A 12709-nucleotide genomic window follows, 5' to 3' on the forward strand; every position below is an offset into this window, starting at 1 on the left:
GGAGCGGGTCACCCGCCCGGCGTCACCAGGCCCGCCTCGTAGGCGAAGACGGCCGCCTGGGTGCGGTCGCGCAGCCCCAGCTTCACCAGGATGCGGCTGACGTGGGTCTTGACGGTGGACTCGGCGACGACGAGCCGGGTGGCGATCTCGGAGTTGGAGCGGCCCTGGGCGACCAGCACCAGGACCTCGGTCTCCCGCTCGGTGAGGTCGGCGATCCGCTCCTGGCTGGGCGGCTTGGGCGTGCCGAGGCGGGAGAACTCCTGGATGAGCCGCTTGGTGACCGTGGGCGCCAGCAGCGCCTCCCCGTCGGCCACGACGCGCACCCCGTCGGCGAGCTGGCGGGCGGAGGCGTCCTTGAGCAGGAAGCCGCTGGCTCCGGCGCGCAGCGCCTGGTAGACGTACTCGTCGAGGTCGAAGGTGGTGAGCACCAGTACCTTCGCCCCCGCGTCGGCGGCGACGATCTCCCGGGTGGCCTCCAGTCCGTTGAGCACGGGCATGCGGATGTCCATCAGGACGACGTCGGGGCGCAGCGCCGCCACCTGCTCGACGGCCTGCCGGCCGTCCACGGCCTCGCCGACGACCTCGATGTCGGGCATGGCGTTCAGCAGGACGGAGAAGCCCTCGCGGACCATCATCTGGTCGTCCACGATCAGTACCCGGATGGTCATGCGGCGGCCTCGCCGACCGTGACGGGGAGGAAGGCGGCGATCTCGTAGCCGCCCTCGTCGGTGGTCTGTGCCGTCATCTCGCCGCCGAGCATGGTCACGCGCTCGCGCATGCCGAGCACGCCGTGCCCGGCGCCCGGGGAGGGCTTGGCGAGGCGGTTGGGCGGGCCGTTGACGACCCGCAGGCCGAGGCCGCCGAGGACGTAGGACAGCTCCACCCTGGCCCGCGCGCCGGGCGCGTGGCGCAGCACGTTGCTGAGCGCTTCTTGGACGATGCGGTACGCGGACAGCTCCACGCCCTGCGGCAGGGGCCGCACCGAGCCCGTGGTGACCCGCTCGACGTCCAGCCCGGCGGAGCGCACGTTGTCCAGCAGCCCGTCCAGGGCGGCGAGGGTGGGCTGCGGGGCCTCGGGGCCTGCGAACGCGTCGGGGTTCTCCGACCGGACGACGCCGAGCACGCGGCGCAGCTCGGTCAGCGCGGCGACGGCGTTCTCCCGGATCGTCTGGAACGCGGCGGCCAGCTCGGGCGGGGTGTCCTGGACCCGGTAGGGGGCGGCCTCGGCCTGGATGGCGACGACGGACATGTGGTGCGCGACCACGTCGTGCAGCTCGCGGGCGATGGTGGTGCGCTCCTCCAGCACGGTCCGCCGGGACCGCTCGACCTCGGTGACGGCCGCCTGCGCGACGACCTGCTGCTTGGTCTCGCGCAGTCCGCGCACGGCGAGGACGACGAAGAGCACGATCCCGGAGAGGACCATCATCTGGAGCATGTCGGAGAGGAAGAAGGCGCCGCCGTAGGGGCGGGCCGTCCGCAGGAACACGGCACAGAAGAGCGCTGTCGCGCCGGTGAGCAGCCACATCTCGGCCGCCGTGCGCGGGCGGGTCCGCAGGGCCACGACCAGCATCACGGCGAGGTGGGAGAAGAAGCCGCCCGGGGACCACGGTCCGAAGCTGTACGTGCCCACGACCACTCCGGTGAAGAGCGTCGCGCCGATCGACAGCCACCACGCGCCGACCGGCCGGAAGAGGGTCATGATCATCGGCACGCCGGCCGTCAGCGCCGCGAACAGCCCGTAGCTGCCGCCCTCGCGTTCGGCGGTCCCCATCATGACGGCGAGGGTGAAGCCGACGAGCGCCGCGTGCGGGAACCACCGGGTGCAGCGGGCGGCCCGCCGCGGCAGCCTGCGGACCAGGACGTGGTCCGCGGGCAGCGGCGGCAGCGGGCGGAAGGCGAAGGCGTCGGTGAACAGGTCCTCGCGGAGTCCGCTCAGGGCGCCCTTCGCCATCCGCAGCTCATTGCGCGGGGGGCTCTCATAGGTGTCGGTCACAGCAACAACCGTAGGCAGACGGTCCGCCGGAAGCGTCCGCACGGATGCGGATCTCTCGGGGTCCGTCTCAAGTACTACGCGGCTACGGCACGGCTGTGACGTGCGGTTGTCCGGTGAGGGCGGCCAGCAGGGCCGTGCACGCGGCTGTGCCGGGAGTCACAGGCGCGTAGTGACCGACGCCACCGAGGGCGCGGACCTCGGCCACGCCGCCGGCCGCGTGGGCGGCGGCGGCGTAGCGGTGGGAGAACTCGACGGGCACGACGAGGTCCGCGGCCCCGTGCAGGAGCGTCACGGGCGCGCGGGCGGGCGGGCACCGCACGGGGTCGACGTCCCGCCCGTCGCGCCCGTCGAGCAGTTCCTCGACGACGCCCTCGCCGAGCCGCAGCCGGACGGCCCGCTCCAGGTCCGTGACGGCCGCCACGGCGACGACGTGGTCGACGGCCGGGGCGAAGGACCCGCCGGCCCCGGACGCCGCCCAGAGGGCGAGGTGGCCGCCCGCCGAGTGCCCGGCGAGCAGATGCCGGGCGGCGGGCCGCGCGGACCGCCCCGCCCGCTCCTCCAGTGTCTCCAGGGCCCGCGAGACGTCGTCGAACGTCTGCGGCCTGCCGCCGCCCCCGCCGAGGCGGCGGTACTCCACGAGCGCCACGTCCATGCCGCGCCGCGTCAGCTCGACGGCGAGCGACGACAGGTGCCGGCGGTCGTACATCTCGCGCCAGAAGCCGCCGTGCAGAAGCGTCACCCGGGTGCCCGTCGGCCGGGCCGCCGTGTAGTGGTCGATGACCTGGCTGGGGTGGTCGCCGTACGCGACGGTCTCGTCCGGCGGCAGATGGGGAAGCGCGCGCAGCGCGGCGAATTCGATGTCGTCGAGGTCCTCGGTCACGGTGCCGGCACCTCCCTCAGCACGTCGGCGAGTACCCGCGCCGCCCGTTCGGCGTCGGCGAAGGAGGTGTAGAGCGGGGTGAAGCCGAAGCGCAGGACGTCCGGGCGGCGGAAGTCGCCGACGACGCCGCGGCGGGCGAGTTCGGCCGTCACCTCGCCCGCGTCGGGACAGCGCAGCGACACCTGGCTGCCGCGTTCGCCGTGCGGGGTGGGGGTGAGGCACTCCAGCCGGTCCTTCGGCACGTATTCCCCGACGCGGCGCAGGAAGAAGTCCGTGAGGGCGAGGCTCTTGGCCCGTACGGCCTCGACGCGCACGCCGTCCCAGACATCCAGGGCCGCTTCGAGGGCGAGGAGGGACAGGATGTCGGGGGTGCCGACCCGGCCCCGGGCGGCGCCGTCGGCGGGGGTGTAGGCGGGGGCCATGGCGAAGGGGTCGGCGTGGGAGTTCCAGCCGGGCAGCGGTGAGTCGAAGCGGTCCTGCAGCTCCCGCCGCACGTAGAGGTACGCGGGGGCTCCGGGGCCGCCGTTGAGGTACTTGTACGTGCAGCCGACGGCGAGGTCCACGCCGTGCGCGTCGAGCCCGACGGGCAGCGCGCCCGCGCTGTGGCACAGGTCCCAGACGACGAGCGCCCCGGCGGCGTGCGCGGCGGCCGTCGTGCCGGGCAGGTCGTGCAGGCGGCCGGTGCGGTAGTCGACGTGGTTGACGAGGGCGACGGCGGTGCGCGGGCCGAGGGCGGCGGGCAGATCGCCCACCGCGACGGGCCGCAGCGTACGGCCCGTCAGCCGGGCGGCGGACTCGGCTATGTACCCGTCGGTGGGGAACGTCGCCTCGTCGACGAGGATCTCGTCGCGTTCCGCGCCGGCCATGCGGACGGCGGCGACGACGGCCTTGAAGACGTTGACGCTGGTCGAGTCGCCCACGACGACCTGGCCGGGCGCGGCCCCGACGAGCCGGCCGATCCGGTCGCCGGTCCGCTCGGGCGCGGTCCACCACCCGGACTCGTCCCACGAGCGGATGCGCAGCCGGCCCCATTCCCGCTCGACGACGTCGGCGAGCCGGCCGGCGACGGCGCGGGGCAGGGCGCCGAGGGAGTTGCCGTCGAGGTAGACGCCCTCGGCGAGGTCGTCCAGGACGAATGCGGCGCGCTTGTCCCGGAGCGCGTCGGCGGCGTCGAGGGCCGCGGCGTCGGACGTCAGGGCGTCGACGGTGGTGTCGGGGGCTGTGGCGTCGGGGCCCGGGGTCTCGGGAGGGACGGTGTCGAGGTCAGACATGGCTACGCGCCGTCCACAGCTCGGGGAAGACGTTCTTCGTCGCCCGGCGTTCCAGCCAGGCCACCCCCGCCGAACCGCCCGTTCCCACCTTGGAGCCCATGGCCCGCCGGGTGGCGACGAGGTGGTCGTTGCGCCAGCGCCAGACCAGCTCCGCCACCTCGGTCAGGGCCTCCCCCAGCCGGCAGGCGTCGCTGTTCTGGTCGCCCGCGTAGACGCGCTGCCAGACCTCCTCGACCGCCGGGTCGGGGACGTACCGCTCGGAGACGTCACGGTCGTGGACGCTTTGCGGCACCGGGTACCCGAGCCGTCCGAGGTAGCGCAGCACCTCGTCGTACAGGCTCGGCTCACGCAGTGCCTTCTCCAGCTCGGCGTGGACCTGTGGCGTGCCCCGGTGCGGGACGAGCATGGACTCGGCCTTGTCACCGAGGAGGAACTCCAGCCGGCGGTACATCGCGGACTGGAAGCCCGAGCCGTCGCCCAACGCGGAGCGGAAGCCGTTGAACTGCATCGGCGTCAGGTGCGCGAGCGGCTTCCAGGAGGCGTTGAGCGACTCGAGTTCGTAGGTGGAGCGCTTGAGCGCGGCCATCGCGGTCGGCAGGTCGTCCTCGCGCAGCGCCCTGGTGGCGGTCTCCCACTCGTGCACGATGACCGTGAACCACAGCTCCATGACCTGCGTGGTGACGAGGAAGACCATCTCGCCGGGATCGTCGGAGAGCAGCTCCTGGAGGTGGGTCAGGACGGACGCCCGGACGTAGTCCTCGTACGGCGTGGAGGTCTCGAAGTCGAGGTTCGGGGCCGCCGGGTGGTCCGGTTCGGCACCGGGGCCCTGCGGGGCGTGGGGGCGGGGTGGGTGCGGCTGCGACATCGCTGTCTCCTCGCTGGGGTACCCCCGGGCCGCTCGGGCGCCGGGGGGAGCGTTCCGGGTAGCGGTCCGCCCCTTCCCGTCGGCATCGGAGCCCCGGTCCCCTGCGCGCATCATGCGTCCCGGACGCGGCTTCTGCAAGAGGTGGTCCGCGACACGAACGCGGGCCCGGGGGCGGCCGCGGGCTGCCGTTCGGGCGGGTCCGGCCGGCGCGGCGACAAGGCACACTGGTGGCCATGTCGATTCACGAGAACCTCCTCGGGGGACCGCCCCCGACCCATCTGCCCGACGACCCGGAGCCGCGTGAGCTGCTCGCCTCGGGAGCGGCCCCCTCCGAGGTCGCCGCGAAGTACCCGGCGTCCTCGCTCGCGTGGGCCCAGCTCGCCGACGAGGCGTTCGAGGGCGGCCGGGTCGTCGAGTCGTACGCGTACGCCCGTACCGGCTACCACCGTGGTCTCGACGCGCTGCGGCGCAGCGGCTGGAAGGGCCACGGCCCGGTGCCCTTCGAGCACGAGCCGAACCGCGGTTTCCTGCGCGCCCTGCACGCCCTGGCCCGCGCGGCGGGTGCCATCGGTGAGCACGAGGAGCACGAGCGCTGCTCGGCGTTCCTGCGGGACAGCTCGCCGACCGCCGCCAATACGCTCGGCTGACGTTCGCACGACCGCGTGCCGGTCCGTGCCGCCTCTCGCCTGGCCGGCGGACCTTCGGCTGCGGGCCGTCTTCGCCGCCTGCGGCGGCTGAGCGCCCTGCGGGCGCGTCCTCAATCGCCGGACGGGCTTAATTCGAGCCCGTCCGGCGATTGAGGACGACCGCCGCGCAGCGGTGGTGCGGGTGGCTGCGGGGCTGCCCGCGGTGTGCGTCCTAGGAACCGCCGGAGGCACCGGCACTGCCCGGATCCAGTGGCGGGGACGACACCCCGCAGTGGTACGCGCACTCCGGATGGCATCGTTTCCGGGGCCCCAGCGCACGTGCGCCAACGGTCCACCAGGCCAGTCCCGCCCCCACCACCAGCGTGCCCGCGCACCAGAACATCGCCCGGCGGAACGTGGCGTCGAAACCGGCGGGATCGCGGTACACGTCCGGGCCCATGCCCGCGAGCAGGGGCAGCGCGGCGACCGCGATGAGGCCCGCCGCGCGGGCGGCGGCGTTGTTGATGCCGCTGGCCAGGCCCGCGCGGGCGACGTCGACCGAGGCGAGGACCGTCGCGGTGAGCGGTGCGACCAGGACCACCATGCCCAGGCCGAGGACGACGAGCGCGGGCAGCACGTCCCGCCAGTACACCGCGCCGGGCCCCGCCCGGGTCATGAGCAGCATGCCCGCCGCGCACAGCAGCGGTCCCACGGTCAGCGGGAGCCGGGGCCCGGTCCGGGTCGCGATCCGGCCCGAGCGGGCCGACAGCAGCAGCATCAGCACCGTCGTCGGCAGCAGCGCGGTCCCCGCGGCGAGGGCGGACCAGCCGACCACCACCTGGAACTGCAGGACCGAGAGGAAGAAGAAGCCGCCGAAGGCCGCGTACACGCACACCGTGACCGCGTTGACGGCCGAGAACATGCGGCTTGCGAAGATCGCCGGCGGCAGCATCGGATCGGGCCGCCGTGCCTCGACCCGGACGAACGCCGCCCCCAACAGCACCCCGGCGACCGCCGCGCCGATGACCACCGGCGACGCGCCCTGGTCGGGGGCGGCGATCAGCGCGTAGGTGACCGCCCCGAGGGCCAGTGCGCCCAGGGCCGCGCCGAGCGCGTCGAAACGGCCGTACGCGGCGGGGTCCCGGGTCTCGGGCACGTGTTTCAGGGCGACCGGTACGCACACGGCGGCCAGCGGCAGATTGATCAGGAACACCCAGCGCCAGCCGGGCCCGTCCACCAGATAGCCGCCGACGAAGGGGCCGACCGCCGCGGCCACCCCGCCCAGCCCGGACCACGCGCCGACCGCCCCGGCCCGGTCGTCGGGGTGGAAGACCGCCTGGATCAGCGCCAGCGAGCCGGGGGTGAGCAGTGCCCCGCCGATGCCCTGGAGCGCCCGCGCGGCGATCAGCACTCCGGCGTCCGGCGCCACCCCGCACAGCAGGGAGGCGAGGGCGAACCACACCACGCCGATGACGAACACCCGCCGCCGCCCGAACCGGTCCCCCAGGGCGCCGCCCAGCAGGATCAGCGAGGCGAGGGTGAGCATGTAGCCGTTGACGGTCCACTGGAGAACGGGCAGGTCCGCCCCGAGGTCCTCGCCGATGCGGGGCAGGGCCACATTGACGACGGTGCTGTCCAGCAGCGCCATTCCCGAGCCGAGGACGGCGGTCAGCAGCACCCAGCGGCCGACGGGGGTACCCAGCCGTACGGCGTCGTCGGTGGCGGGCTCCTGCGGGACGGTGCCCTCGTCGGTCACCGGCTCCCGCGACGGGTCGCTCATACCGGCATCATCCCCGCAGAGCGGACACCCGGCCAGCGCGGCGGGGCTGGGAAACGGGGCAGGGCCCGGCCCCACCGCGTGCGCGGGGGACCGGGCCCTGCCCTCAGGCCGTCTGGAAAGTCGGCCGCTTACTTCATCTTCGTGCCCGTGGCACGCAGGTCGGCGCAGGCCTTGGTGACGCGCTCGGCCATGCCGGCCTCGGCGAGCTTGCCCCAGGTGCGCGGGTCGTACTTCGACTTGGTGCCGACCTCGCCGTCGACCTTCAGCACGCCGTCGTAGTTGCGGAACATGTGGTCCGCGACCGGGCGGGTGAAGGCGTACTGCGTGTCCGTGTCGAGGTTCATCTTCACGACGCCGTTCTCCAGCGCGGTGCGGATCTCCTCCGCCGTGGAGCCGGAGCCGCCGTGGAAGACGAAGTCGAACGGGTCGTTCTTGCCGGACTTGGCGGCGATGCCGTCCTGCAGGTCACGGAGCAGCTCGGGGCGGAGCACGACGTTGCCCGGCTTGTAGACACCGTGGACGTTGCCGAAGGAGGCGGCCAGCAGGTAGCGGCCCTTCTCGCCCAGACCGAGGGCCTCGGCGGTGCGCTCGACGTCGGCGACGGTGGTGTACAGCTCGTCGTTGATCTCGTGCGAGACGCCGTCCTCCTCGCCACCGGTCGGGGTGATCTCGACCTCAAGGATGATCTTCGCCTTGACGGCCTCGGCGAGCAGTTCCTGCGCGATGGCGAGGTTCTCGTCGAGCTTCTCGGCGGAGCCGTCCCACATGTGGGACTGGAAGAGCGGGTTCTGACCGGCGGCGACGCGCTCCTGCGAGATGGCGAGCAGCGGACGGACATAGCCGTCCAGCTTGTCCTTCGGGCAGTGGTCGGTGTGCAGCGCGATGTTCACCGGGTACTTCTTGGCGACGACGTGCGCGAACTCGGCGAGCGCGACCGCGCCCGAGACCATGTCCTTGCTGTACTGGCCGCCCAGGAACTCCGCACCACCGGTGGAGATCTGGATGATGCCGTCGCTCTCCGCCTCGGCGAAACCGCGCAGCGCGGCGTGCAGAGTCTGCGTCGAGGTCACATTGATGGCCGGGTAGGCGAACTTGCCTGCCTTCGCCCGGTCGAGCATCTCGTTGTAGACCTCGGGGGTTGCGATGGGCATCTGTCCGCTCCTTGTGATGTGCGGGGGCGTGGGTGGCCTGGCCTTAGGGGGCGACGTTCATCGTCGCCCCCATCTTCCCAGACTCCCCGATTCGCTCCACACGGTGGACAGGACATTGATGCGTGAAGGGCGCGAGGTTTCACGTGAAACCTCGCGCCCTTCACCCGTCAGTCGACGGATCAGCCAACGGAAATGCCTGGTCAGCCCAGGTTCAGATCACCGAGGGCATAGCCGGTCACATAGCGCAGACCGGCGCCTTCGATCGCGGAGGCGGCGCCCCGGTCGACGATCGTCGCCACGGCGACGACCTCCGCGCCCGCCTCACGCGCGGCCTCGACGGCCGTGAGCGGCGAGCCACCGGTGGTGGAGGTGTCCTCGACGACCAGGACCCGGCGGCCCTTGATGTCCGGCCCCTCGATGCGGCGCTGCATGCCGTGCGCCTTCTGCGCCTTGCGCACGACGAACGCGTCGAGCTTGCGGCCGCGCGCGGCGGCGGCGTGCAGCATCGAGGTGGCGACCGGGTCCGCGCCGAGGGTGAGCCCGCCGACGGCGTCGTACTCGAGGTCCGCCGTGGCGTCCAGCATCACCTGGCCGACCAGGGGCGCCGCCTCGGCGTCCAGGGTGATCCGGCGCAGGTCGATGTAGTAATCGGCCTCCTTGCCGGAGGAGAGGGTCACCTTGCCGTGGACCACGGCCTTGTCCTTGATCTGCTGCAGCAGGGCGTCACGCGCATCGCTCATGCGCACGAGCTTAGGACAGCCCTAGGCGAGTGAGCGCCAGCTCCACGTCGTGGAGATCTCCAGGGGGTCGATCGGGGTGACCAGACGCGGCAGCGTGTTGAGCCCGTTCGGGGGCCCGGACTGCGGCTCGACGCAGACGGCCGCGTCCTGCTCGTCGTAGACGACGACCCATTCGGCGCGGCTGGCGACCTTCAGCTCCAGCAGACCGGGCCAGGTGAGGGTGACGTCCACGCCGTCGGGCATCCCAAAGCAGTCGTCCCAGGGGCCGGGCAGGGGATCGATGCGGCGGCCCGTGGGCAGATGGTCCTCGCCGCGCTCCTCCTGCCAGGCGGGGCGGAAGTCGATCTCGACGTCCTCGCCCGTGCCGAGGTTCCGCAGGAACCACGGGTGCCAGCCGGCTTGCGCCGGGAAGGAGTCGTCGTAGGTCTCGACGCCCATGGTGAGCGTCAGCGAATCCGGTGCCAGCTCCACGAGCTGGGTGACCCGGCCGGTGTACGGCCAGGGTTCGGCGAGGTCGTAGGTGAAGGCGGCGGAGCGCTCCTCGGCGCGGGCGGTGCGCCAGGCGGTGTCCCGGCCGGTGCCGTGGATCGCGTGCGGCCCGGAGTTGACGGGCATCTGATGGCGCTCGCCGCCGTTGCGGAACTGTCCCCGTGCGATGCGGCCGCACCACGGCACCATGGGGAAGGCGCCGTACTTGTCACCCTGCCGCAGGAGTTCGGTCCCGCGGATGCGCAGGCTGGTGAGCCGGCATCCGTTCCCCGGGTCCACGGTCAGTTCGGCGTCCCCGGCTTTTAGCGTTTGGCTCGTCTCGTGGTTGCTCACCGTTCCGAGGTTAGAGGCCCTTCGCCTGGCCGGCGGGCTCCTTGGCCACCGGCCGGTTTTGCCTTTCGCCTGGCCGGCGGCGGTTCCTCGACTACCAGCCGGTTTTGCCGCCTGCGGCGGCGAGCGCCCTGCGGGCGCGTCCTCAATCGCCGGACGGGCTTGATGTGGCTGAGGTCAGCCAGACCAGCCCGTCCGGCGATTGAGGACACAGCACAGCAGCCCGTCCAGTCCCACAGGCCCAGCGGCCTAACGGCGTCGCCGCAAGGCTCGGCCCACTACTACCGCGGAGGCCAGGGCCACCGCCGCCGCGGGGGCGGCCCAGCGGAGGGCTGCCGCTGTGGCGGACGCCGCCTCGGGAGCGGGGACGGGGGCGTAGCGGCCGCGCGGCGGGGCGTGGTCGACCTCTTCCGCGCTGCGGCCGATCATCGTGCGGCGGGCATGGGCGGCCTCCGCCGGCGGACCGTCCTCGTCTTCGTCCTCGTCGTCCTCGTCGTCCTCGTCGTCGAGTTCGTCGATGGCATCGATGGCGTCGACCGCGTCGACCGCCTCGATGGCGTCGAAGTCCCGGTCCTCGTCACCGGACGTCGCCCCCGAGGACGGCGGCGTCGGCGAGCCGTCCGTGTCCCTCCGCAGTTCCTCCGCCAGGGCCACCGCGACCCGCTCCAGCAGCCTGCGGGCCGTGGTCTGGGTGGTCTTCGCGTCGAACTCCGCCAATCGGCCCCCGCAGTCGACCCGGGCCGCGCAGGTCAGCCGCGTACCGCCCGGCACGGCCTCCGCCAGCGCGGTCAGCGCGAGCGTCACCGTGCCGGTGCCGCGCACCTCCGCGCCCTCGCCCGTCAGCTCGAAGGAGCCGTCCCGCTCGGACAGCCGCAGCGAGCCCCGGTAGGTGATGGTGGAGCCGCCGATGCGCAGCCGGAGCCGGCCGGCGACGGTGGCGTCCGAGGCGTCCGCGGCGTCCCGCTGAAGGCCGGGTACGCAGCGGGCGACGCGCGCGGGGTCGGAGAGGACCCGTCGGACATCGCCGACGGGGAACGGAACGAACACCTCATGCTCCATAACAAGCGAGCCTACCCATCAGGCCCCTCACCAGGCCCTCACCGGCCGAAGTTTCCGCCGGTGGCACCGTCCGGTGGCCGACACCGGTCGGTATCCGTCAGTCGGCGACCGTGAAGCGTTCACCCACGTGCCGCGGCTGCTCGATCTCGTCGACGAGCGCGACCGCGTAGTCCTCGGCGGAGATCCGGCTGTTGCCGTCGGCGTCCGTGACGAGGTCGTCCAGGGCGGTGCGGTACGTGCCGCTGCGCTCGCCGGGCTCGATCTTCGCGGCGGGGCTGATGTTGGTCCAGCGGACGTCGGTGACCGTACGGTAGTAGTCCAGCGCGTCACCGTGCGCGTGCATGATCTGGAGCAGGAACTCCGGGAGCCCCTCCGCGTCCCAGACCTGCTTGCCGTCGGCGGTCCGCAGCGAACCCGCGCCACCGACCGTGATCAGCCGAGGAGCCGGGTCGCCGACCGCGCGGACCCCTTCCACCAGCGACTTCGCCGCGGGCGCGATGGTCGCCACATGACCGGGGCCGTCGCCGCCGCCGACGGCGCTGACGACGACGTCCTGGCCCGCCGCGACCGCCGTGACGGACTCCGGGTCGAGGACGTCACCGGTGGTGACCGTCAGGGCGGGATGCCGCTCGGTGAGCTTCGCGGGGTCACGGACGACTGCCGTGACCTGGTGACCGCGGTCCAGCGCTTCGCGCAGGACACGGCTGCCGATGGTTCCGTTGGCGCCGAAGAGGGCGATCTTTGCCATGGGGGGTCTCCTCAGAGGTGATGGTGATCAGGGGGAATGGGGGGAGGGGTGAGAGAGAGTCGGGGTCAGTGCGCGGTCATGGCGTGGGTGAGTTCCTGTGCCGTGGTCATCGGGCCGCCGAGCCGCCGCACCCCCTCGGGGGTGTGCAGCAGGAGGGTGGGGAAACTCTCCACGCCCAGCCTGCGGACTTCCCGGAACCCCTCGCGCGCCGCGCGACGAGTGCCCGGGTCGGCGTACGCGGCGAGGACCGCGTCGGGGTCGATTCCGCCCGCTCCGGCCGCGACCGTGTACAGGGTGGCCGGGTCGGACAGGCTCCGTCCGTCGACGTACCAGGCGCGCTGGAGCGCCCCCGCGAACTCCAGGGCCCGTTCCGGCGCCTGCCGGGTCAGTGCGGCGAGGGCCGTCGCGGCGTCGGCCGAGTCGAGCACGGCGGTGCCGTCGGCGAACGCCTTGGCGTACCCCTCGCCGAACACCGCCCCGGTCAGCTCCCCGATCCGGGCGTCCGCCCGGGGGATGTAGGGGTACTCGGCGACCGGCTTGGCGCGGGGCCCGGTGAACAGCCCGCCGCTGAGCACCCGCACCTCGACGCGGTCGGCGTTCGTCTCGGCGAACGCGCGCACGGTGGGGCCGTAGCCGTAACACCAGCCGCAGTAGGCGTCGAAGGCGTAGGTGACCAGCTGCCGTCGCATGTCTTTTCCTCAAACCGTCCGTTGTCGTACGTACCGTTCGTTGTTGTACGTAGCAACCACGTTAGGGGCGGCATACGGGCGCGACCAG

Annotated in this window: 13 protein-coding genes; 1 reads left to right on the forward strand and 12 read right to left on the reverse strand. The window is 73.0% G+C overall.

From position 1 onward, the window contains the following. Positions 1-8: 8 nt before the first annotated feature. The 5 genes from ACZ6MA_RS20110 to ACZ6MA_RS20130 form a co-directional block, all read right to left on the reverse strand. Positions 9-668: a response regulator gene (locus ACZ6MA_RS20110; protein WP_469435249.1), complete on the reverse strand. Its 660-nt coding sequence runs from the start codon at positions 666-668 to the stop codon at positions 9-11. Further along, on the reverse strand, positions 665-1951 hold the full coding sequence (locus ACZ6MA_RS20115) for a sensor histidine kinase (RefSeq protein WP_469435488.1): 1287 nt from the start codon (positions 1949-1951) through the stop codon (positions 665-667). The genes ACZ6MA_RS20110 and ACZ6MA_RS20115 overlap by 4 nt, the downstream gene beginning before the upstream one ends. Positions 1952-2075: 124 nt before the next feature. Then, positions 2076-2873, reverse strand: coding sequence for an alpha/beta hydrolase fold domain-containing protein (locus ACZ6MA_RS20120; protein WP_469435250.1), 798 nt, complete (start codon positions 2871-2873; stop codon positions 2076-2078). Continuing rightward, complete coding sequence (kynU, locus tag ACZ6MA_RS20125; RefSeq protein WP_469435251.1) at positions 2870-4144, reverse strand: kynureninase; 1275 nt, start codon at positions 4142-4144, stop codon at positions 2870-2872. The genes ACZ6MA_RS20120 and kynU overlap by 4 nt, the downstream gene beginning before the upstream one ends. Next, entirely contained in the window at positions 4137-5009 is an 873-nt protein-coding gene (locus tag ACZ6MA_RS20130; RefSeq protein WP_469435252.1) for a tryptophan 2,3-dioxygenase family protein, read from the reverse strand. Before ACZ6MA_RS20130 ends, kynU begins: the two co-directional genes overlap by 8 nt. Before the next feature lie 233 nt (positions 5010-5242). Here ACZ6MA_RS20130 and ACZ6MA_RS20135 point away from each other — a divergent pair, with 233 nt between their 5' ends. Continuing rightward, positions 5243-5656: a DUF3151 domain-containing protein gene (locus ACZ6MA_RS20135; protein WP_469435253.1), complete on the forward strand. Its 414-nt coding sequence runs from the start codon at positions 5243-5245 to the stop codon at positions 5654-5656. A gap of 211 nt (positions 5657-5867) precedes the next feature. Here ACZ6MA_RS20135 and ACZ6MA_RS20140 read toward each other — a convergent pair whose 3' ends face one another. The 7 genes from ACZ6MA_RS20140 to ACZ6MA_RS20170 form a co-directional block, all read right to left on the reverse strand. Continuing rightward, the gene (locus ACZ6MA_RS20140) at positions 5868-7415 is read right to left on the reverse strand and encodes an MFS transporter (RefSeq protein WP_469435254.1); all 1548 of its coding nucleotides are present in this window, start codon (positions 7413-7415) and stop codon (positions 5868-5870) included. Between the two features lie 128 nt (positions 7416-7543). Continuing rightward, positions 7544-8566: a class II fructose-bisphosphate aldolase gene (gene fbaA / locus ACZ6MA_RS20145; RefSeq protein WP_469435255.1), complete on the reverse strand. Its 1023-nt coding sequence runs from the start codon at positions 8564-8566 to the stop codon at positions 7544-7546. A gap of 200 nt (positions 8567-8766) precedes the next feature. Then, the gene (gene pyrE, locus ACZ6MA_RS20150; protein WP_469435256.1) at positions 8767-9306 is read right to left on the reverse strand and encodes an orotate phosphoribosyltransferase; all 540 of its coding nucleotides are present in this window, start codon (positions 9304-9306) and stop codon (positions 8767-8769) included. 21 nt (positions 9307-9327) lie between these two features. Continuing rightward, the gene (locus tag ACZ6MA_RS20155; RefSeq protein ID WP_469435257.1) at positions 9328-10128 is read right to left on the reverse strand and encodes an aldose epimerase family protein; all 801 of its coding nucleotides are present in this window, start codon (positions 10126-10128) and stop codon (positions 9328-9330) included. 246 nt (positions 10129-10374) lie between these two features. Further along, positions 10375-11172: a CoxG family protein gene (locus ACZ6MA_RS20160; protein ID WP_469435258.1), complete on the reverse strand. Its 798-nt coding sequence runs from the start codon at positions 11170-11172 to the stop codon at positions 10375-10377. Between the two features lie 109 nt (positions 11173-11281). After that, entirely contained in the window at positions 11282-11932 is a 651-nt protein-coding gene (locus ACZ6MA_RS20165) for an NAD(P)-dependent oxidoreductase (RefSeq protein ID WP_469435259.1), read from the reverse strand. 65 nt (positions 11933-11997) lie between these two features. After that, positions 11998-12621 (reverse strand): DsbA family protein, encoded by a 624-nt coding sequence (locus ACZ6MA_RS20170; RefSeq protein ID WP_469435260.1) that lies wholly within the window; start codon positions 12619-12621, stop codon positions 11998-12000. Positions 12622-12709 lie beyond the last annotated feature (88 nt).

This window comes from Streptomyces sp. NPDC042259 (assembly GCF_055582085.1).

What these genes read in the sequence shown, in the direction of transcription:
- ACZ6MA_RS20170 (WP_469435260.1), bottom strand. Translation starts at nt 12,621, where the DNA reads ATGCGACGGCAGCTGGTCACCTACGCCTTCGACGCCTACTGCGGCTGG.
- ACZ6MA_RS20130 (WP_469435252.1), bottom strand. Translation starts at nt 5,009, where the DNA reads ATGTCGCAGCCGCACCCACCCCGCCCCCACGCCCCGCAGGGCCCCGGT.
- fbaA (WP_469435255.1), bottom strand. Translation starts at nt 8,566, where the DNA reads ATGCCCATCGCAACCCCCGAGGTCTACAACGAGATGCTCGACCGGGCG.
- ACZ6MA_RS20115 (WP_469435488.1), bottom strand. Translation starts at nt 1,951, where the DNA reads ATGGCGAAGGGCGCCCTGAGCGGACTCCGCGAGGACCTGTTCACCGAC.
- ACZ6MA_RS20110 (WP_469435249.1), bottom strand. Translation starts at nt 668, where the DNA reads ATGACCATCCGGGTACTGATCGTGGACGACCAGATGATGGTCCGCGAG.
- ACZ6MA_RS20165 (WP_469435259.1), bottom strand. Translation starts at nt 11,932, where the DNA reads ATGGCAAAGATCGCCCTCTTCGGCGCCAACGGAACCATCGGCAGCCGT.
- pyrE (WP_469435256.1), bottom strand. Translation starts at nt 9,306, where the DNA reads ATGAGCGATGCGCGTGACGCCCTGCTGCAGCAGATCAAGGACAAGGCC.
- ACZ6MA_RS20140 (WP_469435254.1), bottom strand. Translation starts at nt 7,415, where the DNA reads ATGAGCGACCCGTCGCGGGAGCCGGTGACCGACGAGGGCACCGTCCCG.
- kynU (WP_469435251.1), bottom strand. Translation starts at nt 4,144, where the DNA reads ATGTCTGACCTCGACACCGTCCCTCCCGAGACCCCGGGCCCCGACGCC.
- ACZ6MA_RS20135 (WP_469435253.1), top strand. Translation starts at nt 5,243, where the DNA reads ATGTCGATTCACGAGAACCTCCTCGGGGGACCGCCCCCGACCCATCTG.